At 75.6% G+C, this 20,414-nt stretch carries 18 protein-coding genes and 1 tRNA gene; 9 read left to right on the top strand and 10 right to left on the bottom strand.

Translation table 11 applies throughout. The features are described 5' to 3' along the window. Nucleotides 1–22: 22 nt before the first annotated feature. Nucleotides 23–1,426: a sensor histidine kinase gene (locus ACZ4SV_RS27545; protein ID WP_468007249.1), complete on the bottom strand. Its 1,404-nt coding sequence runs from the start codon at nt 1,424–1,426 to the stop codon at nt 23–25. Beyond that, the gene (locus ACZ4SV_RS27540; protein ID WP_365875916.1) at nt 1,423–2,127 is read right to left on the bottom strand and encodes a response regulator transcription factor; all 705 of its coding nucleotides are present in this window, start codon (nt 2,125–2,127) and stop codon (nt 1,423–1,425) included. Before ACZ4SV_RS27540 ends, ACZ4SV_RS27545 begins: the two co-directional genes overlap by 4 nt. Before the next feature lie 99 nt (nt 2,128–2,226). Between ACZ4SV_RS27540 and ACZ4SV_RS27535 the strand changes: the two genes are divergently transcribed. Beyond that, nucleotides 2,227–2,766 carry a hypothetical protein gene (locus ACZ4SV_RS27535; protein WP_468007247.1) on the top strand — a complete coding sequence of 180 codons (540 nt, stop codon included), beginning with the start codon at nt 2,227–2,229 and terminating at the stop codon, nt 2,764–2,766. A gap of 90 nt (nt 2,767–2,856) precedes the next feature. Here ACZ4SV_RS27535 and ACZ4SV_RS27530 read toward each other — a convergent pair whose 3' ends face one another. Together ACZ4SV_RS27530 and ACZ4SV_RS27525 are read right to left on the bottom strand one after the other, a co-directional pair. Further along, on the bottom strand, nt 2,857–3,720 hold the full coding sequence (locus ACZ4SV_RS27530) for a spermidine synthase (protein ID WP_468007245.1): 864 nt from the start codon (nt 3,718–3,720) through the stop codon (nt 2,857–2,859). 175 nt (nt 3,721–3,895) lie between these two features. Then, nucleotides 3,896–4,330, bottom strand: a complete 435-nt coding sequence (locus ACZ4SV_RS27525) for a hypothetical protein (RefSeq protein WP_468007243.1) — start codon at nt 4,328–4,330, stop codon at nt 3,896–3,898. Nucleotides 4,331–4,596: 266 nt separating this feature from the next. Between ACZ4SV_RS27525 and ACZ4SV_RS27520 the strand changes: the two genes are divergently transcribed. Next, the gene (locus ACZ4SV_RS27520) at nt 4,597–6,036 is read left to right on the top strand and encodes a hypothetical protein (RefSeq protein ID WP_468007241.1); all 1,440 of its coding nucleotides are present in this window, start codon (nt 4,597–4,599) and stop codon (nt 6,034–6,036) included. A 215-nt stretch (nt 6,037–6,251) separates the two neighbouring features. Here ACZ4SV_RS27520 and ACZ4SV_RS27515 read toward each other — a convergent pair whose 3' ends face one another. Continuing rightward, on the bottom strand, nt 6,252–6,848 hold the full coding sequence (locus ACZ4SV_RS27515) for a histidine phosphatase family protein (RefSeq protein WP_468007239.1): 597 nt from the start codon (nt 6,846–6,848) through the stop codon (nt 6,252–6,254). Between the two features lie 245 nt (nt 6,849–7,093). On the opposite strand from ACZ4SV_RS27515, the gene ACZ4SV_RS27510 reads away from it, so the two are divergent. The 5 genes from ACZ4SV_RS27510 (at nt 7,094) to ACZ4SV_RS27490 (ending at nt 13,435) form a co-directional block, all read left to right on the top strand. Then, nucleotides 7,094–8,038, top strand: a complete 945-nt coding sequence (locus tag ACZ4SV_RS27510; protein ID WP_397947320.1) for a phosphatase PAP2 family protein — start codon at nt 7,094–7,096, stop codon at nt 8,036–8,038. Further along, entirely contained in the window at nt 7,935–9,329 is a 1,395-nt protein-coding gene (locus tag ACZ4SV_RS27505) for a hypothetical protein (RefSeq protein WP_468007236.1), read from the top strand. The genes ACZ4SV_RS27510 and ACZ4SV_RS27505 overlap by 104 nt, the downstream gene beginning before the upstream one ends. After that, nucleotides 9,320–10,909: a hypothetical protein gene (locus ACZ4SV_RS27500; RefSeq protein WP_468007234.1), complete on the top strand. Its 1,590-nt coding sequence runs from the start codon at nt 9,320–9,322 to the stop codon at nt 10,907–10,909. Before ACZ4SV_RS27505 ends, ACZ4SV_RS27500 begins: the two co-directional genes overlap by 10 nt. Next, on the top strand, nt 10,906–12,243 hold the full coding sequence (locus ACZ4SV_RS27495) for an AAA family ATPase (protein ID WP_397939631.1): 1,338 nt from the start codon (nt 10,906–10,908) through the stop codon (nt 12,241–12,243). Before ACZ4SV_RS27500 ends, ACZ4SV_RS27495 begins: the two co-directional genes overlap by 4 nt. A 94-nt stretch (nt 12,244–12,337) precedes the next feature. Continuing rightward, entirely contained in the window at nt 12,338–13,435 is a 1,098-nt protein-coding gene (locus ACZ4SV_RS27490) for an LLM class flavin-dependent oxidoreductase (protein WP_365875936.1), read from the top strand. Here the strand turns inward: ACZ4SV_RS27490 and ACZ4SV_RS27485 are convergent. Beyond that, nucleotides 13,414–15,219, bottom strand: a complete 1,806-nt coding sequence (locus ACZ4SV_RS27485) for a putative bifunctional diguanylate cyclase/phosphodiesterase (protein WP_397967741.1) — start codon at nt 15,217–15,219, stop codon at nt 13,414–13,416. The genes ACZ4SV_RS27490 and ACZ4SV_RS27485 overlap by 22 nt on opposite strands. A gap of 321 nt (nt 15,220–15,540) precedes the next feature. Here ACZ4SV_RS27485 and ACZ4SV_RS27480 point away from each other — a divergent pair, with 321 nt between their 5' ends. Next, the gene (locus ACZ4SV_RS27480) at nt 15,541–16,800 is read left to right on the top strand and encodes a M6 family metalloprotease domain-containing protein (RefSeq protein WP_468007230.1); all 1,260 of its coding nucleotides are present in this window, start codon (nt 15,541–15,543) and stop codon (nt 16,798–16,800) included. Between the two features lie 94 nt (nt 16,801–16,894). On the opposite strand, the gene ACZ4SV_RS27475 is transcribed toward ACZ4SV_RS27480, so the two are convergent. From ACZ4SV_RS27475 to ACZ4SV_RS27460, 4 genes are all read right to left on the bottom strand, one after another. After that, nucleotides 16,895–16,968 (bottom strand) — tRNA-Lys (locus tag ACZ4SV_RS27475). Then, entirely contained in the window at nt 16,959–17,537 is a 579-nt protein-coding gene (locus ACZ4SV_RS27470; RefSeq protein ID WP_468007228.1) for a bifunctional DNA primase/polymerase, read from the bottom strand. The genes ACZ4SV_RS27475 and ACZ4SV_RS27470 overlap by 10 nt, the downstream gene beginning before the upstream one ends. A 214-nt stretch (nt 17,538–17,751) precedes the next feature. Further along, complete coding sequence (locus ACZ4SV_RS27465) at nt 17,752–18,120, bottom strand: hypothetical protein (protein ID WP_365875944.1); 369 nt, start codon at nt 18,118–18,120, stop codon at nt 17,752–17,754. Between the two features lie 176 nt (nt 18,121–18,296). Next, nucleotides 18,297–19,028, bottom strand: coding sequence for a maleate cis-trans isomerase family protein (locus tag ACZ4SV_RS27460; RefSeq protein ID WP_397980812.1), 732 nt, complete (start codon nt 19,026–19,028; stop codon nt 18,297–18,299). Nucleotides 19,029–19,388: 360 nt separating this feature from the next. On the opposite strand from ACZ4SV_RS27460, the gene ACZ4SV_RS27455 reads away from it, so the two are divergent. After that, on the top strand, nt 19,389–20,342 hold the full coding sequence (locus tag ACZ4SV_RS27455; protein WP_468007226.1) for a D-2-hydroxyacid dehydrogenase: 954 nt from the start codon (nt 19,389–19,391) through the stop codon (nt 20,340–20,342). Nucleotides 20,343–20,414: the final 72 nt, after the last annotated feature.

Below are 20,414 nucleotides of genomic sequence, written 5' to 3'. Positions count from 1 at the left end.
GGGCGCCGTCCTTAGGATTCGCTTAAGGGAGCGATCGGGGGCGGTTAAAGGTGACGGCCGGTCTGCGCGCCCGCCGTCTGCGCACCGGGCCCCGCCGGCCGCGCCCGGCCTGCCCGCCTCCGTCGAGCTGGAACCAGATCCGCACCTCCGTGCCGCCCAGCACCGAGGAGCCGATGCGGACGTCCCCGCCGGTGGACTCGGCGAGCCGGCGGACGATGTCGAGGCCGAGTCCGGTGGAGCCGGTGTGGCCCGAGCCCCGGCCGCGGGCCATCGCCGCCGCCGGGTCGGCTATGCCGGGGCCCGCGTCGGAGACGAGCACGATCACCGCGTCCCCGGCGTGGTGCACGTCGACCGCGAAGGCGGTGCCCTCGGCGGTGTGCCGGAAGACGTTGCCGAGCAGGGCGTCGAGCGCGGCGGCCAGGTCGGCCCGTGCCACGGGCAGCCTCACCGGCCGCTCCACGCCGGCCACCCGCCATCTGCGGCCCTCGTCCTCGGCGAGCGCGGACCAGAACTCCATGCGCTCGCGGACCACTTCGGCCGCGTCACAGCCGGCGCCGGGCCCGGCGGCGGCCGTCTGCGGCTTGGCCTCCCGGGCCGTCCGGATGATGGTGTCGACCTCCCGCTCCAACTGGGCGACGGCGGCCCGGGTCTGCTCGGCGGCCGGTCCCGCCCCGAGCGAGGCCGCGTTCAGCCGCAGCACGGTGAGCGGGGTGCGCAGCCGGTGCGAGAGGTCGGCCGCCAGCTCGCGTTCGTTGGCGAGGAGCTGGACGACCTGGTCGGCCATGGAGTTGAACGCGACCGCCGCGAGCCGCAGTTCGGTCGGCCCGTCCTCCGGGACACGGGCGCCCAGTCTGCCCTCGCCCAGCTCGTGCGCGCCCTCGACCAGCCGCCGCGCCGGGCGCACCATGCGCACCCCGAGCCGGTCGGCGACCGCGACCGAGCCGACGGTCAGCGCCAGGCCGACGGCGGCGAGCACCGCCCAGGCCGTGCCGACGCCGTTGGTCATCTCGGACTCCGGGACGTACACCTCGACCACCGCGATCGCGGTCGAGCCGAGGGCGACCGGCTGGAGCAGGGCGGAGCCGCCGGGCACGGTGGCGGTGGAGGCGCGGCCGAGTCTGCGGACGGCCTGGACGTCCCGGGCGGTGGCGCGCGGCCGGCCGAGGTCGAGCGGGGGGCGGCCGGTGCCGGCCGGCAGGTGGACGGTCATCCGGGAGCCGGTGCCGGCCGCGGCCACCACGCGCTCCAGCTTGTCCCGGTCGGTGGTGATGGACAGGGCGGGCGCGACCGCGGCGGCCTGCCGTTCGGCGCGGGCGAAGGCGCGGTCGCGGGCCATCTCCTTGACGACCAGGCCGAGCGGGACGGCGAAGGCGACCACGACCATCGTGGTGACCGCGAGACAGACCTTGACCAGCGCCCACCTCATCGCGGCTCCCCCTCCGCGGGCGGTTCCAGCTTCACGCCGACGCCCCGCAGCGTGTGCAGATAGCGCGGCCGGGCGGCCGTCTCCCCCAGTTTCCGGCGCAGCCAGGACAGATGGACGTCGATGGTCTGGTCGTCGCCGTAGGACTGCTGCCAGACCTCGGCGAGCAGTTCCCGGCGCGGGACGACGACGCCGGGCCGGCCGGCGAGGAAGGCGAGCAGGTCGAACTCGCGGCGGGTCAGGTCCAGCCGGACGCCGTCCAGTTCGGCCTGGCGGCGCAGCGGGTCGACGGTCAGGCCGCCGACCCGGAGCACGGACGGCGGCGCGGCCTCCGCGCCGCCGCCCCGGGACCGGCGCAGCACGGCCGCCATCCGGGCGGCGAGGTGCTCCACGGAGAACGGCTTGGTCAGATAGTCGTCCGCCCCGGCGTTGAGCAGCCGGACGATCTCGGTCTCGTCGTCCCGGGCGGTGGCGATGATGACCGGCACGTCGGTGATGCCGCGGAGCATCTTCAGGGCCTCGGAGCCGTCCAGGTCGGGCAGTCCGAGATCCAGGATGACCAGGTCGAAGCGGAAATGGGCGACCTCGCGCAGCGCCTCCAGCGCCGTACCGACGCTGCGCACGAGGTGTGCGGCGTCGGTCAGATGCCGGATGAGCGCCGAGCGTACGAACTGGTCGTCCTCGACCACGAGCACACTTGCCATGCGCCGCACCGTACGCCATGTGGTCCGGACCGGCCGGGGCCTGTGGACGACCGCGCGGTTGTGGACAACCGGTGTGGCCGGTGAGGCAGTATGACGCCGATGCGCAGAGGACTCGTACACGTACTGGCCTGGCTGTCGGCGACGGGAGCGGCGGCCACGCTGTCGTGGTGGGGCGTGCACACGGTGATGGCGGGCACGGTCTACGACCCGCCGCGCGCGCTGCCGGTCACGGCGGCCGACGCGGCGGCCACGCAGGCGGATTCGGCGTCCCCGGCGCCCTCGCCCTCCCCGTCCCCGGCGCGGACACGGCCGGTCCGGCCGGCGCCGGCCCCCACGCCCGCGCACGCCTCCGCCCGCTCCCGGCCCCCGTCCCCCACCGCCCCGGCCACCGCTCCTGCTGCCACTGCCACCGCGTCCGGCCGGGTCAGGGCCTACGACACGGACGGCGGCCGGGCGGTGTTCGACCTCGGTCCGGCCGCCGCGACGCTCGTCTCGGCGGCTCCGGGGGCCGGCTGGTCGATGCAGGTGTGGAAGACGGAGCGCTGGATCCGGGTGGAGTTCAGCCGGGACGCGGACCGGGTGTCGGTCTTCTGTACCTGGCACGACGGGCCGCCGCGGGTCGAGGTGGTGACGTACTGACATCCACGACGGTCCGGCGCGGGTCTAGGTGGTGACGTAACCGACCACCAGACCGCCGGCCGGCGCGAGCCGGGGTCCTGGACCAGGGTTCTAGCGGAACACCGAGGGCGGCGGGGCCGGGGAGGCGACCGCGGCCGCGTCCGTCACGGGTGCCGCGCCGCCGGTGAAGTCGGTGAGCCGGCTGCCGTGTTCGACCCGGCCGGGGTGCGGGTCGGAGGCGGCGCGGCGGGTGAGTTCGGCGAGCGGCAGCGGCGCGTCGGAGGCGGCCAGGATGGCGTTGCCGAAGCGCTTGCCGCGCAGCACGGCCGCGTCGGCGATCAGCGCGAGTTCGCCGAACCGGGCGGCGGCGGTGGCGATCTGGCCGCGCAGATGCGCGAGCGGCGGGCCGTCGGCCAGGTTCGCCGCGTAGACACCGGAGGGCTTCAGGGCGCGGCGGACCTCGCCCAGGAACTCGGTGGAGGTGAGGTGGGCGGGGGTGCGGGCGCCGCTGAAGACGTCGGCGACGACCAGGTCGGCCCAGCCGTCCGGCACCTTGGCCAGACCCGCGCGGGCGTCCGCCGCGCGCACCCGGATGCGCGCGCCGGGGTCCAGCGGCAGTTCCCGGCGGACCAGTTCGACCAGGCTCGCGTCCCGCTCCACGACCTGCTGGGTGGAGCGGGGCCGGGTCGCGGCGACGTACCGGGCGAGGGTGAACGCGCCGCCGCCGAGGTGCACGGCGTGCACGGGCCGGCCGGGCGGGGCGACGAGGTCGATGACGTGGCCGAGGCGGCGCTGGTACTCGAAGGAGAGGTACGCCGGGTCGTCCAGGTCCACGTGCGACTGCGGCGCCCCGTCGATCAGCAGCGTCCAGGCCCGGTCGCGGTCCGGGTCGGGGACGAGCTGCGCGAGCCCGCCGTCGACCGGTTCCTCGACGGCCGCGGCCGATCTGCGCCGGGTATTCCTTGACCTGCCCATCCGCCCATTTTCGCAGCCTCCGCGAGGGGGCGCGCCGGGGGCGGGCGCAGACCCGTGGGACGCCCTGAGAGTGACCGACGGCGACCCGAGAGCGACCGGCGGCGGCCCGTGGGGACGGCCTCAGAGCGTCCGGCGGCGACCCCGGAGTGACCGGCGGTGGCCCGCGGGGACGGCCTCAGCAGCAGTTGTCGGCCACCTCGATCAGCCGGGCCGCCTCGTCCAGGGCCCGGCGCAGCACCGCCGGGTCGGTGGCGGCGTCGGCGTCGCCGGGCGGCAGCAGCCAGGCGGAGCCCTCCATCGGCGGCCCGGGGTCCAGCCTCAGCCCGCGCCCGTTCGTCTCGGTGCAGGTGCTGCCGGGCACGTCCCAGCCGGCCGCGGTGCCGGGCGGCACCAGGAAGCCGAGGGTGTCGCGGCCGTCGTCGTGCAGGACGGGTCCCACCGCGTCCGCGGCTCCGCGCCGCAGGATGTCGACCGCCTCCAGCCCCTGCCGGGCCGGCACCGTCACGAGGTCGCACGCCGGGTCGCCCGCCGCGGGTGCGGGCGCGGCCGACGGCGGTGACGGTGACGGTGACGGTGACGTACAAGGTTCGTTGCTCCGGCTGGTGTCCATGCCTGGCCTCCACCACACAGCCCCGTTGCGGTCCGTGATGTCCAACGCGCGAGCGCGTCAACGGCTACGGCGCAAGTGCGCCGCAAAGGATGGCACTTCATGGCAGATCCTGGAGGAGGTATCCGCTTTGTGGCCAAACACCGCGTGGCGAGCCCTTCACAACAGGTACGTTCATGCCCGCCGGAACCAAGGCGTCATCCGGGCGGCTCGTCCGGAATCGCCCCGGTTCCGGCATGGTTCGACGGTTCGCACGAGAGGACCCGGCCATGGCGTCGTCCACGGTGACCTCGTCACAGCCCGAGCGGCCGGCCCGGCCGAATCTCGCCTTCCGGCGGCTGCGCGGCCGGCGCTCACCGGCCGAGTTCGCGGCACTGGTACGACGGGCCGCGCGCGAGATCGGTGAGCGGGTGAGCTGTGACGCGCGCTACATCGGCCGGGTCGAGGCGGGCGAGATCCGCTGTCCCAACTACGCGTACGAACGGGTGTTCCTGCACATGTTTCCCGGCCGCACGCTCACCGATCTGGGGTTCGCGCCCCGTTCGTCCGTCCGCGGCCGGGCGGCGCGTACGGCCCCGGAGGCGCCGGAGGCGTCCGTGTCCGGCAGGGCACCCGGTGAGTCGTCCGGGGCCGTCGAGCCGTACGACCCGCTGGACCCGCAAGAGGAACACCCCCCGAACCACGAGGAGAGCGACGTGCTGCGTCGCGCATTCATGACCGGCTCAGGCGCCACGATGGCCGCCGCCACGCTGGCCCCGCTGGGGCTCACCACCGGTGCGCGGGCGGCGGACCGGCCGCCGCGGCGGGCCGGGACCGCCGAGGCGGCGGCACTGGAGGAAGCGGTCCGCCGTATCCGGCTGCTGGACGACCGGCACGGCGCGGACGGCCTGTACCGGCGCGCGGCGGCCCCGCTGCGCGCCGCCTACGCGCTGCTCGACGCCGGCGCCACCCGGCAGGCCACCGCCGACCGGCTGCACACGGGCGCCGGTGAACTGGCCATCTCCGTCGGCTGGCTGGCCCACGACTCCGGCCGCTTCGACGACGCGCGCTCGCACTACGCGGAGGCGCTGGCCACCGCGCGCATGACCGGCGATCCGGGGCTGGAGGCGCACGCCTTCTGCAACACCGCGTTCCTCGCCCGGGACGCGGGCCGGCCCCGGGAGGCGGTCAGGGCCGCGCAGGCCGCGCAGCGCGCCGCCCGGCCGCTCGGCTCGGCCCGGCTGATGTCCCTGCTCGCGCTGCGAGAGGCGGGCGGCTGGGCGGGGCTCGCCGACCGCACCGGCTGCGAGCGGGCGCTCGCCCGGGCGCAGGCCCTCTTCCAGCGGGGCCACGCGGACGCCGACCCGGAGTGGATGAGCTTCTACGGCGAGGCCGAGCTGGCGGGGCTAGAGGCGCAGTGCTGGTCCACGCTGGGCGACTGGCGCCGGGCGTCCCGGCACGCGCGGCGGGCGGCGCGGCTGCAGGATCCGCACTTCACCCGCAACATCGCGCTGTACACCGCGGAACTGGCCGACGACCTGGCCCGCGAGGGCCGTCCCGACGAGGCGGCACAGGCGGGGCTGCGGGTGCTGGCGCTGCTGGACCAGGTCCAGTCCTCCCGCATCCAGAACATGCTGGCGGGCACGGCGAGGGTACTGCTGCCGCACCGGCGGGCCTCGGGCGTATCGGAGTTCCTGAACCGTCACGCGTCCCTGCCCCGCCGGACCTAGCCGGCCGGCGCCGGGAGGGGGCGGGCAGGAGCGGTCACCGGACCGGACCCACCGGGGGCCGTGGCCGTGGCCGTCGTCCCCGGTGGCGGGCGGGTCCGTGGGCGCCGGATGGCGCGTGGTGGCCGGCGCGGGTTCCCCGGGGACGGCTGTGGTCGCGTCAGTGGGTTCCCATGGACGGCGATGGCCGCGTCAGTGGGTGGCCGGCGGTGGCCGCGTCAGAGGGTCAGGTGGCCCAGGTCGTTCCAGCTCTCGATCGCCGGCTCGCCGTAGGCCCAGCCCAGGACGGACAGCGAGGTCGGGTGCAGCCGTATCCGCGCGGCGAAGTCCAGCGGCAGGCCCAGCCACCGCGCGCCGATGGACCGCAGGATGTGCCCGTGGGCGAAGACCAGGACGTCCCGGTCGGCCGAGCGGGCCCAGGAGACGACCTCGTCCGCGCGCGCGGTGACCTCGGCGACGGTCTCCCCTTCCGGCACCCCGTCCCGCCAGATCAGCCAGCCCGGCCGGGCCGCGCGGATCTCGGCCGGGGTCATCCCCTCGTACGCGCCGTAGTCCCACTCCAGCAGCGTGTCCCAGTGCTCGGCGCGCTCGCCGAACCCGGCGAGTTCGCAGGTCTCCCGCGCGCGTGCCAGCGGGCTGGTGCGCACCTCCGCGTCCGCCAGCCCGTCCAGCGGGGCGCGGTGCAGCCGCTCGCCGAGCAGCTTGGCCCCGCGCCGGCCCTCCTCCAGCAGGGGCACATCGGTCCTGCCGGTGTGTTTACCGGACAGCGACCACGCCGTCTGTCCGTGCCGGGCCAGCAGGATGCGCGGTGCCATGGGAGACCTCTCCGGGAGGGTGACGCCACGAGGACGTCACGGAAACGACGGCTGACTGCGGTCCCTCCATCATCGCGCACCCCACGGACAGGCAACCCGGCGGGCGATCCCGGCGTCTTCGAGGGCTGAGCCCGCGTCCGGGCGGGACCCCGGCGGCCCGCACGGGCGACGCGGGGACACGTAAAGTGGCACGGTCGCCCGCCGGGGGCGCACCGCGCAGCGCGCCGAAGGGGAGGGCGATCGGATTGCCGCAGACCGAGACACCGGGCACCGAGGTGGCCCCCCGTACCCGGCTGCGCTGGTGGACCGAGCTGCCGTTGATCGTGCTGGTCTACAGCTGCTATTCGGCCGGCCGGCTCCTCGCGCGCGGTGACGTCTCCGGCGCCGTCGATCACGGTCTGGCGCTGCTGCGCATCGAGAAGGCCCTGCGCCTGAACGCCGAGCACCCGCTGAACCGGCTGTTCACCCAGGAGGCCTGGCTCGGGGTCCCGGCCGACTTCTGGTACGCCTCGCTGCACTACCTGGTCACGCCCGCCGTCCTGGTCTGGCTGTTCCGCGCGCGTGCCCGGCACTACCGCGCGGCCCGCACCTGGCTGATGACCTCCACCTTCATCGGCCTGATCGGCTTCACCCTGCTGCCGACCTGCCCGCCCCGGCTGCTGGCCGCCGACCACGGCTTCGTGGACACCATGGCGCAGTACAGCTCGTACGGCTGGTGGGGCGGCGAGGCCAGCGCCCCGCGCGGCATGGGCGGCATGACCAACCAGTACGCGGCGATGCCGAGCCTGCACGTGGGCTGGGCGCTGTGGTGCGGTGTGATGCTCTGGCGGCACGGCAACACCCGGCTGGCCAAGGCCGTCGGCGTCGGCTACCCGCTGGTGACCGCGATCGTGGTCATGGGCACCGCCAACCACTATCTGCTGGACGCGGTCGCGGGCGTCGCCGTGATGGGCGTCGGACTGCTGCTGGCGCCGTACGTGCTGCGCGCCGGGAACCTGCTGCGGACCCGGGCCGCGCGCCGTACCCCGGCGGTCGCCGATGTCGCCCGTTCCCCGATTGTCAGTGCCGGATGCCAGACTTCCGCGGGTGAGCGAATTCCACGCCAGCGCGAGTCGCGGCTCGACCCCGCGGCCGGACCGGACCCCTCCCCCACCGACGCGGGGGAAGGGGCTGCGGCACCGGCTCGCTGAGCTGCGCGGACCCGAGGTACCGGCCAAGGCCCTGGACGCGCGCGCCCTCGCGGCGCTCGCCGCGAACCCCGGGTGCGCACGGCGGGCGATACTGGACGGCGCCGGGGTGGACAAGGCCCGGCTGGCCACCGCGCTGGGCGCGCCGTCCGGCTTCGGGCAGTCGCAGTTCGCGCTGACCCGGGGCAACGCGTTCGAGGCGCGGGTGAAGGCGGACGGCGGCGCGGAGCTGCTGCGCCTGGTGCACGCCCGGCTCGATCCGCGCGCCGAGCCGCCCGCCGGCGCGGCGGTGCCCGACCTGACGGCGCACGGCCCCGAGGGGCGTACGGCGCGTACGGCGCTGGCGCTGCGCGAGGCCACGCGGGCCGGCGGCTGGACACTGCTGGACCATCCGATGCTCGCCCTGGACGTGGCGGGTTCCCTCGCCTTCCTGGAGCCGGACGCGGTAGTGGTGCACCCGGACGGCAGCTGGTCGGTGGTGGAGATCAAGTCCTTCCCGATGGTGGACGGCGTCGCGGACCCGGCGAAGGTCGGCGCGGCGGCCCGCCAGGCGGCGGTGTACGTGCTGGCGCTGGAGGAGGTCGCCGCACGGCTCGGCGCGGAACCGGAACCGGCCGCGGGGCACCTCACCCCGGAGCCCACCGAGGCGCCCCACGCCCGGACAACGGCCGAGGCGCCGCGCGACCCTGAGTCCGCCGGAGCGACCCGCGAGCCGGGTGCCCGGGTGCCCGTCGTGCGTCACCGGGTGCTGCTGGTGTGCCCGCGGGACTTCTCGAACCTGCCGGCGGGCTCCGCGGTGGACGTCCGCAAGCAGCGCGCGGTCACCGCCCGCCAGCTGGCCCGGCTGACCCGGGTCGAGGAGATCGCCGACACGCTGCCCGAGGGCACGTGCTTCGCGCCCGACCGGCCCGCCGAGGAGCTGACGGCGGCCGTGGAGGCGGTGCCCGCGGCCTATGCGCCCGAGTGCCTGTCCGCCTGTGAACTGGCCTTCCACTGCCGTGAGCGCTCCCGCGCGGCCGGCGCGGTCACCCCGCTCGGCCGGCCCCTGCGGGCCGAGCTGGGCGGCCTGGCCACGGTCGGGGAGGTGCTGGCGGCGGCCCGCGGCGAGAGCGGCGACCCGGACGACCCGGCGGTGGCCGCGCTGCGCCGGGCGGCGGCGCTGCGCGCGGAGGCCCTGCGGGCGGCCGGCGAGGCGGCCGCGGCGCGCGCGCAGGCACCGGCGGCCGCCGGGGAACTGCCCGCCCCGCGCGGTGCGGCGCCGGCGTCCGTCCGGGAGGTGCCGGCGTGTCGCTGATCACCGCCCTCGCCCGGCTGGAGGCCGTCGACCGGGGCCGGGCGCAGCCGGCCGCGACCGTCCGGCACCGGCATCTGTCCGACCGTCCGCTGGTGTTCGTGCCGCTGACCACCGCCGGTGAGACCGGCGCCCCGCTCGGCGCGCTGGTCGGCACCGACCGGGACGCGCCCCGGCTGCTGGTCGTGCCGCAGCCCCGGGACCGCGATCTGCGGTTCACGTTCCTGGCCGACCTGGCCGGTGTGGTCCTGCCGCACATCGACGCGTACGCGGACGCCGTGGAGGCCGCCGAGCGCACCGAGACCGACCCGGAGACCGGCAAGCGGGTCAAGGTGGAGGCCGAGCTGTGCGCGGACGCGCCGCAGCTGATCGTGCCGAGCCGCACCGGCCTGGACTTCGTCCGGCTGCTGGGCCGCTCCATGCGGTTCCGGCGCACCGCCGAGCAGGACCCGGACGCGCCCTATCCGGCGCCGCCCCGGGTGCCGCTGCTCGGCCGCTGGCTGACCCACTACGGCGAGCGTTCCAGGGTGCCCGGCTCCTCGCTGCTGCTGGCCCTGACCGACGTGCTGTCCCGGCACTGGGTGACCGGCCAGTCCGGCCTGGAGGACGAGCACCTGGGGGCGCTGCTCGCCTGGATCGACCCGCCCGAGGGCCTGTCCGGCGCCGGGGCCGCCCGCCGGGCGGAGCTGGCCCGGGACGCGGCCGGGCAGTTGCTGTGCCCGCCGGCCGGACCCGCCACCGACCCGGCGTTCGACAACAAGCTGCTGGCCCCGGCGATCGAGCGCTACGACCGCGCGCGCACGGCGCTGGCCGCCGCCGAGGACCCGCTGGAGGCGGACGGCCGGCTGGCCGCGCTCACCCGGGCCGAGCGGGAGGTCCGCGATCTGGTCGAGAGCCGCACCCGGCCCACCTGGGACGCGGTGTGGCGGGGACTTGACCTGCTGCGGGAGCTGCCGCCGGGCGCGCACGTGGCGGAGCGGTGGACCCGGGACCGCTGGTCGTTCACCGCGCACCGGGACCGGGTGCGGGCCGGCGAACCGCCGCAGCCGCGCCGGGACGACGCGGTGACGGCGGCGAACAAGCTGGCCACCCGCGAGCGGGAACAGGCCCGGCTGGAGGCCCAGGAGGCCCTGGACGATCCACTGGTGATGGCCGGGCGGCGGCTGGCCGGGGAGGCGTTCGCGGGCGAGGTGACCGAGGTGGTGATGGCGTACTCCGAGGGCCGGCGGCCGAGCCCGCGCCCGCTGGTGACGGTCCGCACGGAGGACCGGCCGCACCTGGCGGAGCGGGCGCGGGTGTTCCGGTCGCTGGAGGGCAGACCGCAGTCGGCGGAGTTCGTCGGGTACGAGGCCGACGGGGTGCTGACGCTGCGCGTGCTGGACAAGATGGGCCGCGGCAAGGAACCGGAGCCGGGTTCGGTGCCGGACCCGGGCGACCGGGTCTGCTTCACGCTGTTCGAGCACGAGCAGCGCGGCGGCGCGAAGCTGCCCGACCCGGAGGAGACCCCGTGGACGCACGGCGGCCCGCCGGGCGAACCGGTACCGGAGACGCCCGATCCCGTCACCGAGGAGGACGTGCTGTGACGACCGTCGGCTTCGACCCCGCCGCCGCGGCGGGCCGCGCCACCGAGGCGATCCTGCACGACACGCTGCACGGCACCGAGCGGGGCGTGGTGGTGGACTCCCCGCCCGGCGCCGGCAAGTCCACGCTGGTGGTCCGCGCGGCGCTGGAACTGGCGGAGGCGGGCCGCCCGCTGATGGTGGTGGCGCAGACGAACGCCCAGGTCGACGACCTGGTCCTGCGGCTGGCCGAGCGGAACGGGGAGCTGCCCGTCGGCCGGCTGCACAGCAGCGACACCGACGCGTACGACAAGGCGCTGGACGAGCTGCCGCAGGTCCGCACCTCGGCGAAGGCGGCCGACCTGGCCGGTCTGCCGGTGGTGCTGTCCACCGCCGCGAAGTGGGCGCACGTGAAGACGGACGAGCCGTGGCGGCACGCGATCGTGGACGAGGCGTACCAGATGCGCTCGGACTCGCTGCTCGCCGTGGCCGGCCTGTTCGAGCGGGCGCTGTTCGTGGGCGACCCCGGCCAGTTGGACCCGTTCTCCCTCGTGGGCAGCGAGCAGTGGGCGGGGCTGTCGTACGACCCGTCGGCGTCGGCCGTGACCACGCTGCTGGCGCACAACCCGGGCCTGCCGCAGCACCGCCTGCCGGTGTCCTGGCGGCTGCCCGCCTCGGCGGCGCCCCTGGTCTCGGACGCCTTCTACCCGTACACGCCCTTCCGCAGCGGCACGCTCCACGGCGAGCGCCGGCTGAGCTTCGCCGTGCCCTCGGACGGTTCCGCGCCGGACCGGGTGCTCGACGAGGCAGCGGAGTCCGGCTGGGGCCTGCTGGAGCTGCCCGCCCGGCACACGCCGCGCACGGACCCGGAGGCGGTGCGCGCGGTCGCGGCGGTGGTGCGCCGGCTGCTGGACCGGGGCGGCGCGGCGCTCTCCGAGCGGTCCCCGGCGCCCGCGCCCGTCACCGCCGACCGCGTCGCCGTGGGCACGGCCCACCGCGACCAGGCGGCGGCGGTCCGCGCGGCCCTGGCCGAGCTGGGCGTCCCGGGCGTCACGGTCGACACCGCGAACCGCCTCCAGGGCCGTGAGTACGACATCACGGTGGTCCTGCACCCGCTCTCCGGCCGTCCCGACGCCACGGCGTTCCACCTGGAGACGGGCCGCCTGTGCGTCCTGGCCTCCCGCCACCGCCACGCCTGCATCATGGTCTGCCGCGCCGGGGTGAGCGACCTCCTGGACGACTACCCGTCCACGGAACCGGTCCGGCTGGGCACCCTGGTGAAGTTCCCGGACGGCTGGGAGGCGAACCACGCGGTCCTGTCCCACCTGGCGGAACACAGGGTGAGCTGGCGGCCGTGAACGGCCCGGCGCGCGGCCGGCGCCGGAATAAACGGAGATCGCCTCCTGTTGGGGCGCGGAGGACAGTCCAGGACCGGTGACAGGAGGCCATACCGTGGCGGCAGACGAGGCAGACGAGATCCGGGGCACCGCGCACGGGACCGCGCCCGTGCCCCTGTCCGTGCTGGACCTGGTGACCGTCGGAGCGGGCAGCACGGCGAGTGACGCCCTGCGCACCAGCGTGGCGCTCGCCCGGCTCACGGAAGCCCGGGGCTTCCACCGGTACTGGGTGGCCGAACACCACTCCATGCCCGGGGTGGCCTCCTCCTCGCCCGCCGTGATCCTCGCCCACCTCGCCGCCCACACCGGCCGCATCCGGCTCGGCTCGGGCGGTGTCATGCTGCCCAACCACGCCCCGCTGGTGATCGCCGAGCAGTTCGGCACGCTGGAGGCGCTCGCGCCGGGCCGCGTCGACCTGGGGCTGGGGCGGGCGCCGGGCACGGACGGGGCCACCGCCGCCGCCCTGCGCCGCACCGACACCCTCAACGAGGGCGCCGACGACTTCCCGCAGCAGCTCGCCGAGCTGACCCGGTTCCTGGACGACGACTTCCCGGACGGGCATCCGTACCGGCGGATCCACGCGATCCCGGGTCCGGTGCAGGGCACCTCGCCCGGCGGCGTGCAGTCCCCGCACCGCCCGTCCGTCTGGCTGCTCGGCTCCTCCGGCTTCAGCGCCCGGCTGGCCGGTCTGCTCGGTCTGCCGTTCGCCTTCGCGCACCACTTCTCCGCGCAGAACACCCTCCCGGCCCTGGACCTGTACCGGCAGACGTTCCGGCCCTCCGCCGTCCTGTCCGAGCCGTACGCCCTCATCGGCGTCAACACGCTCGCCACGGACGACGAGCGCGAGGCCCGCCGGCAGGCCCGGGCGCTGGCGCTGAACATGATCCGGCTGCGCACCGGCCGGCCGGGGCTGTTCCCCGACCCGGACGAGGCCGAGCGGTACGAGTTCAGCCCGATGGAGGAGGAGTTCGCCACGAGCTGGACGGCGAACATCGTGCACGGCACGGTCGACGAGGTCCGCGCCGGCCTGGACGAGCTGCAGAAGCGCACCGGGGCCGACGAGCTGATGCTCACCTCGCACGCGCACCGCGGCGAGACCCGGCTGCGCTCCTACGAACTGATCGCGGACGCCTACGGATTGCCGACCGCGTAGGTCCGCGTCCCCAGCAGCTCGGAGATGCGGTCCGGCGGCACCGGACGGGAGTAGAGCCAGCCCTGGCCGGTGTCGCAGCCGATCCGGCGCAGCCGGGTGGCCTGCGCGGCGGTCTCCACGCACTCCGCGGTGACGGTCAGGCCCAGCCGGTGGGCGAGCTGGATCATCGCCTCCACGATGACCTCGTCGGCGGGGTTGGGCACGGCTCCCTTGGCGGTCTCCTCGTACTGGAAACCGCGCACGAAGGAGCCGTCCAGTTTCAGCGTGGAGACCGGCAGGCGGCTGAGGTAGGCGAGGTTCGAGTAGCCGGTGCCGAAGTCGTCGATGGCGATCCGCACGCCCATGTCGCTGAGCGCCTGGAGGGCCTGGATGGGGCGGCCCGCGGAGCCCATCACCGCGGACTCGGTCAGCTCGAGCTGGAGCAGGTGCGGGGCGAGCCCGGTCTCGGCGAGGGTCTCGGCGACGTCGGCCACCAGGTCGGAGTCCCACACCTGCCGTACGGCCACGTTGACGCTGACGAAGATGGGCGGCTCGCCGGGTCGGTCGAGCTGCCAGCGGCGGGCCTGCCGGCAGGCGGTGACCAGCGCCCAGCGGCCCAGCGGCACGATCGAGCCGTCCTCCTCGGCCAGTCCGATGAACCGATTCGGCGTGAGGGTGCCGAACTGCGGGTGGTGCCAGCGGATCAGCGCCTCGACGCCGTTGAGCCGGCCGTCCTCCATGGCCACCAGCGGCTGGTATTCGAGGGCGAACTCCCCGCGGTCGATGGCGGGGCGCAGCGTGGAGGACAGCGCCTGGCGGGTCATGCGGTGGGCGTTGCGCTCGGGGTCGAACAGGGTCCAGCGGCCCTTGCCGTCGGCCTTCGCCCAGTACAGCGTCGTATCGGCGGCCTGCATCAGACCGGTGGCGGTGGTGCCCGCCGCGTGCCGTTCGACCACTCCGATCGAGGCGGTCAGCGACAGCCGGCGGCCGGCCAGGTCGAACGGTTCCTGGAGTGCCTTCAGCGCGGACTCGGCGAGGTCGGCGAGCTGTTCGGTGCCGGTGGAGTCCTCCACCAGCAGGGCGAACTCGTCGCCGCCGAGCCGGGCCACCAGGGGCGTGGCGGCCCGGGCGTACCCGGCCTCGTCGGCGACCCTGGTGAGGCGTTCGGCCACGGCCGCCAGGAGCCGGTCGCCGATCCGGTGGCCGAGGGTGTCGTTGACGGCCTTGAAGCCGTCCAGGTCCAGGTAGCACAGGCCGATCCGGCCGGTGCCGCTCTCCTCGTACGACTCCGCCTCCAGCGCGGCCGTGAGCCGCTCGAAGAACAGGGTGCGGTTGGGCAGCCGGGTCACCGGGTCGTGCATCTGCAAGTGCCGCAGCCGGGCCTGGAGTTCGCGGCGGGCGCTGATGTCGGTGACGGACAGCAGGACGCCGGGGTCGTCGCCGCTCAGCGGGGCGATGGTGACCTGCGCCCACACCGAGTGCCCCGCGGGGTGCTTGATCCGGCGGGTGCAGCGCAGCCGGGCCCGCCGGCCGCGCAGCACCTCGTGGTAGGCGTGCCGGCTGCGCGGGTCCGAGCCCAGGTCGACCAGGTCGGCGGCGACCCGCCCGACGAGGGTGTCCGGGTCGATGCCGAGCAGTTCGCCGAGGGCGCTGTTGGCCGTGACGACACAGCCCTCGGGGCCCACGACCGCCATGGCGAGCGGGGCGTTCGCGAAGACACGATGATAGGTGGTGTGGTGACTTTCTGTGACGGCTGACCGGTCGAGGTCTGCCGCGGGCGTCGGCCCTTCGGACGTTCCGCTCACCGCTCGCTCCCGCGTGCACTCGATCTGAAGTCCGTGCCGGAAAGTGTGCCGATCATAGAGGCTGGCCCCGGGCCCTTCCAGCCACTCTCCAGTGTCCCGGACCGGGCACCGGTTCTGACAGATCGTTTCTGCCCGCACCTGGACGGGTTCTTCGGCCTGCCGACCAGTTGTGACGTTCCGTGAATGTTTCGGGAGGTCGAGAGCCGGGGTGCGCCGGCGCCCGGCGGGGGCGCGCTCACTCTTCCGGTGCAGACAAACAGGGCATAAACCAATGAATACCAGCAATCTGGGTGCGGGTCCCGCGAACCGCATCCGGAGGTCATGTCCGTGCCCAAGCTGCGCAGCACCGCCGCCGTGTTCACCACGATGTCGGCGCTCGCCGCGACCTCGATCCTCACCGGCCCCTCGGCCGCCGGGCCCTTCTCCCCGGAGCCCTGTGCCCTGCACCGCACCGAGGCCCACCACTCGGAGGGCGTGGACACCTGGAGCCCCGCCTATCCGCACCCGGCCGGCGCGCTCGACGCCGTCCTGGTCTTCCTGTCCTTCCCGGACGCCGCCCCGCGCACCACCCCGGCCCAACTGACGGCCGACCACTTCCCCGCCACCAGCCGCTTCTACGAACAGTCGTCCTACGGCAGGTTCACCCTCCGCCCGCATCCGCTCGGGCGCTGGCTGCGCATGCCGCGCCCGTCGACGGCGTACGCCATGCGGCGGGACTGGAACGCCGAGGACCGGGCCGCCTACCTGCGGGACGCGTTCGCCGTGGCCGACGAGGAGGTCGACTTCTCCCGCTACCAGGTGGTCTACCTCGTCGCCGACCCGGACGCGCCCGGCGTCGACTCCGACGCCACGAAAGTCGTCAACCTGGACACGCCCCTGCGGGTGGACGGCGCCGGCATCCGCCGGGTGGTCACCGTGTTCGAGCACCATCCACCGGACCGGCTGGTTCTCGCCCACGAGACCGGCCATGTCTTCGACCTGCCCGACCTCTACCACCGCCCGGCCGACGGCAAGGGCGACTGGGACACCCATGTCGGCGACTGGGACCTGATGGGCAGCCAGTTCGGTCTGGCCCCCGATCTGTTGGCCTGGCACAAGTGGAGACTGGGCTGGCTGGATCCGCGGCAGGTGGTGTGCGTGCGCGGCGCCACGCCGGCCCGCCTCACCCTGGAGCCCCTGGCGGCCGGGCCGGGCGTCCCGGTGCGGGACACGGCCGGCGCGCCCGCCTTCGGGCTCGGCCACGGCGTGAAGCTGGCCGTGGTGCGCACGGGCCCGGACAGCGCCCTCGCCTTCGAGGCGCGCGGCGCGGCCGGCGCCGACCGCGCGGTCTGCCGCCAGGGCATCCTGGTGTACCGGGTGCGCGGCGGCGCCCCGTCCGGCGACGGCCCGGTCCGGGTGGTGGACGCCCACCCGCACAGCGAGGCCTGCTGGGAGAACTCGGTCTATCCGCCCCTCGCCGACGCGCCGGTCTTCCTCGGCGAGAGCTTCACCGTGCCCGGGGAGGACGTGCGGGTGGCGGTGGAGGACAGGACGGCCTCGGGGGCGTGGACGGTGTCGATCACACCGGGCGTGGGGGACTGAGCGGGACGGCTGGCGCGGGGCCGAGCGGGGCGGCGGGCGTATACGAAAACGGCGGGCCGGATTCTTTCGAACCGGACCCGCCGTTTCCTTCGCGTGCGCCGCCAGGGACTCGAACCCCGGACCCGCTGATTAAGAGTCAGCTGCTCTAACCAACTGAGCTAGCGGCGCCTGCTGACGTCGTAGACCTTAGCATCCTGGTCGGCGGGAGGAGAAATCGACCTCCGCACGGCGGACCGGGCCGCGCCCACGGCCGCCCAGAGCAGCACCTCGGGACCGGGCAGCCGGGGATTCCGGCTGTCCGGGGCGATCAGCCAGCGGGCGGCTCCGGGCGCGTCGTCGCCGGTCGGGGCGGCCGGGGACGGGACGGTCACCGCGTCGCCCGGGCCGTGGCACAGCAGCGGCGGCACCGCCCGCGCCCGCCGGGAGCCCCGGTCCTCCCAGGCCAGCAGCGAGGGCAGCCGCTGGGCCGTGCCGGGGGCGGCGAAGAGCAGCGTCCGGCCCCGGAACACCGCGACCGGGCCCACCGCCGCGCCCTCGCTCCACAGCCGCTCCAGCATGCGGCACCCGAACGGCACCGGGGCGCTCACCACGTCGAAGACGGTGCCGCAGGGCAGCACCACGGGGGCGTCCGGGCGCTCCCGCCACAGGGCGAGGGTGCTGCGCGGGTGGCTGGCCGCCGAGGCGAGCCAGGCGACGCCGTCGGAGCCGGCACGGAGGACGTTCGGGGCGCTGGTCATGACACCCATGTCTACCGTGCGTGAGCATCCGGTTCTCCTGAGTTGCCGAAAACGAGGACAGAGGGGACTCGGGTGGAGTATCTTGCCCGCCTGGCATATGCCGGACGACTCGGCCACCGCCGGAGCGGGGGCCTGACCGGCCGCCGGGGCCCGGGTCGGCACCGCGGCCCGGACGCCGGGCCCGGATCGGCGCCGCGGCCCGGGCTCCGGGCCGCTAGCGCAGGTCGGCCGGGGTGCGGTCGTCGCCGTCGCCGCGCATCAGGTCCCGGCCGAACTCGACCATCTTCTTCGCGTAGTCCTCGGTCCACTCCGCGCGCTCGGCGATGTCCGCCGGGGTCAGCCGGTCGAACCGGCGCGGGTCGGCGAGCTGGGCCGCCGCGACGGCCTGGAACTCCACGGCCCGGTCGGCGGCCGCGCGGAAGGCCTGGGCCAGCTCCGTCGCCCGGGCCAGCAGCTCCCGCGGATCCTCGATCGACTCCAGGTCGAAGAAGTGCTCGGGATCGGCGGCCGCCTCCGCGGGCTCGAAGAGCAGGGGCGCGGGGCGTAGCCGCGGTTCGTGGTGACGCGGCGTGGGCTCCGCCATGTCTGGTCTCCTCCTCGTACCGGTTCACGGGCACCGCCTTCGGGTGGGCCACCGTCCATTGTCCCGCGCCCGCGCAAGAGGCCCCGGGTGAGGAGGCGGGGAGACCCCGGGGTGGGGAGGCGGGAAGGCCCCGGGGTGAGGAGGCGGCGAGGTCCCCGGGTGAGGAGGCGGCGGCTCTATCCCTGCACCAGCGGCTCCCGGGTGAACAAGGCGCCCAGGGCCGGCGCGTTCACCCGGCGGTCCGCCAGCCGCAGGCCCTCCCAGACCGTGACCTGGCTGGCGGTGAGCACCGGCTTGGACAGGGCCTTCTCCAGCAGCCCGAGGTGCGCGGCGGTGTGCAGGGCGGTGTGCGGCAGCAGCACGGCCTCGGCGTCCGCGGTGTCCGCCGCGCGGGCCAGGGTGAGCACGTCCTCCTCGTCCCAGGTGCCGACCTCCGCCGCGGTGACGTGCCCGGAGGCCCGCACCCCGGTCACCTCCAGGCCGCCGGCCCGCAGGAAGTCCGCGAACAGCGCGGCGAGGTCCTCCGGGTAGGGCGCGCCGACCGCGACCCGGCGGGCGCCGATCTCCCGGGCCGCGTGCACGAAGGCGAACGACGTCGAGGAGGCCGGCATCCCGGCCAGCCGAGCCAGGGTCCGCACCTGGTCCTGGGCGCCGTCCCAGCCGTGCGCGAAGCCGCCGCTGGTGCACGCCCACACCAGCGTCTCGGCACCGGCCAGCCGCAGCCCCGCCACCTCCTCGGCGAGCCGTTCGGCGGAGCCCGGCCCGCGCGGCGCCGACGGGCCGTACGCGTCCTCGCCGAGGTCGGTGTGGCTCAGGTCCACCCGGATGTCGCTGCCCAGGAGCTGCTCGATGCGCGGATAGTCGTCCTCGGCGAAGTGGCCCGGGTAGAGGAATCCGAGTGCGGTCATGTCCAGCCTTCCTGCTGTCGCTTCCGGCGGTGCGGGCCGGGTTCCGGGCAGCGCCGTCCGGCGGCGCCCCGGGACGGCCCGGTGTTCCGGGTACCCCGCCCGCGCGGCGCCGCCCACCCGCTGCCCCGGTTGGCCGAGAACCCGCGGGTCCCGGCTGGCCGGGAACCCGCGCACCCGGGTGCTCCCCGGCCCGCTGCCCCGGTTGGCCGAGAACCCCGTACCCGCCGTACGGCCTGGTTGACGGGGGTGGGCGCGGGTGCGAGCGTGGTCCGGCCACGCGCGCCCCACGCGTGCTCCGCGCGCCCACCGCGCACAGCCCGCGCACCATCCGTTCAGGCCGGACGCCGGGAGCCGCCCCGCATGACGCCGCCGCACCCCACCGTCGTGGTCCTCGACGCCGACCCGCCGCCCCGGCTCGGCCGCCTCACCGGACGCGCCCGGATCGTGCGCACGGACGCGGCGCACCTGGCGGAGCGGCTGCCCGGCGCGGACGTGCTGCTGGTGTGGGACGTCGCCTCCCAGGCCGTGCGCGAGGCGTGGCCCGGCGGCGGTCCCCGGCCGCGCTGGGTGCACACGGCGAGCACGGGCGTGGACCATCTGCTGGGTCCGGAACTGGTCGCGTCGGACACGGTGGTGACCACCGCGCGCGGGATCTTCGAGCAGCCGGTCGCCGAGTACGTGGCGGCGCTGGTGCTGGCCGCCGCTAAGGACCTGCCGCGCACCCTCGCGGCGCAGCGGGAGCGGAGCTGGCGGCCCCGGGAGACCCGGCCGGTGGCGGGCACGTACGCGTGCGTGGTCGGCTCGGGTCCGGTCGGCCGGGCCGTCACGCGCACGCTGAAGGCCCTGGGGATGACGACGGCGCTGGTCGGACGGGTGCCGCGGACCGGTGTGCACGGCCCGGACGACCTGGACCGGCTGCTCTCCCGCGCGGACTGGGTGATCGCCGCGGCGCCGCTGACCGAGCGGACGTACCGCATGTTCGACACGCACCGGTTCAACGTGATGCAGCCGTCGGCGTTCTTCGTGAACGTCGGCCGGGGCGCCCTGGTCGACGAGGACGCGCTCGTCCACGCCCTGTCCCGGCGCTGGATCGCGGGCGCCGCGCTCGATGTGTTCGCGGCCGAACCGCTGCCGCCGGACAGTCCGCTGTGGGAGCTGCCGGGGCTGCTGGTGTCCCCGCACATGAGCGGTGGCACGGTCGGCCTGCGGGACGAACTGGCCGCGCAGTTCGTGGAGTTGTACGACCGCTGGGCGGTGGGCAGGCCGCTGCCGAACGTGGTCGACAAGACGCGCGGGTACGTGCCCGGCCACTGAGCCCGGCCCGGCCGCGCACGGACGCGGCGGAGGTCCCCGGAGTGCCTCAGCGAAGTCCCCTGGGCGCAGGCC

This window comes from Streptomyces sp. NPDC027672, from assembly GCF_055566335.1.
Note: the sequence above shows the minus strand (reverse complement) of the source record. Positions and strands in the feature narration are given on the sequence as shown.

What these genes read in the sequence shown, in the direction of transcription:
- ACZ4SV_RS27545 (WP_468007249.1), bottom strand. Translation starts at nt 1,426, where the DNA reads ATGAGGTGGGCGCTGGTCAAGGTCTGTCTCGCGGTCACCACGATGGTC.
- ACZ4SV_RS27540 (WP_365875916.1), bottom strand. Translation starts at nt 2,127, where the DNA reads ATGGCAAGTGTGCTCGTGGTCGAGGACGACCAGTTCGTACGCTCGGCG.
- ACZ4SV_RS27535 (WP_468007247.1), top strand. Translation starts at nt 2,227, where the DNA reads ATGCGCAGAGGACTCGTACACGTACTGGCCTGGCTGTCGGCGACGGGA.
- ACZ4SV_RS27530 (WP_468007245.1), bottom strand. Translation starts at nt 3,720, where the DNA reads ATGGGCAGGTCAAGGAATACCCGGCGCAGATCGGCCGCGGCCGTCGAG.
- ACZ4SV_RS27525 (WP_468007243.1), bottom strand. Translation starts at nt 4,330, where the DNA reads ATGGACACCAGCCGGAGCAACGAACCTTGTACGTCACCGTCACCGTCA.
- ACZ4SV_RS27520 (WP_468007241.1), top strand. Translation starts at nt 4,597, where the DNA reads ATGGCGTCGTCCACGGTGACCTCGTCACAGCCCGAGCGGCCGGCCCGG.
- ACZ4SV_RS27515 (WP_468007239.1), bottom strand. Translation starts at nt 6,848, where the DNA reads ATGGCACCGCGCATCCTGCTGGCCCGGCACGGACAGACGGCGTGGTCG.
- ACZ4SV_RS27480 (WP_468007230.1), top strand. Translation starts at nt 15,541, where the DNA reads ATGTCCGTGCCCAAGCTGCGCAGCACCGCCGCCGTGTTCACCACGATG.
- ACZ4SV_RS27470 (WP_468007228.1), bottom strand. Translation starts at nt 17,537, where the DNA reads ATGACCAGCGCCCCGAACGTCCTCCGTGCCGGCTCCGACGGCGTCGCC.
- ACZ4SV_RS27465 (WP_365875944.1), bottom strand. Translation starts at nt 18,120, where the DNA reads ATGGCGGAGCCCACGCCGCGTCACCACGAACCGCGGCTACGCCCCGCG.
- ACZ4SV_RS27460 (WP_397980812.1), bottom strand. Translation starts at nt 19,028, where the DNA reads ATGACCGCACTCGGATTCCTCTACCCGGGCCACTTCGCCGAGGACGAC.
- ACZ4SV_RS27455 (WP_468007226.1), top strand. Translation starts at nt 19,389, where the DNA reads ATGACGCCGCCGCACCCCACCGTCGTGGTCCTCGACGCCGACCCGCCG.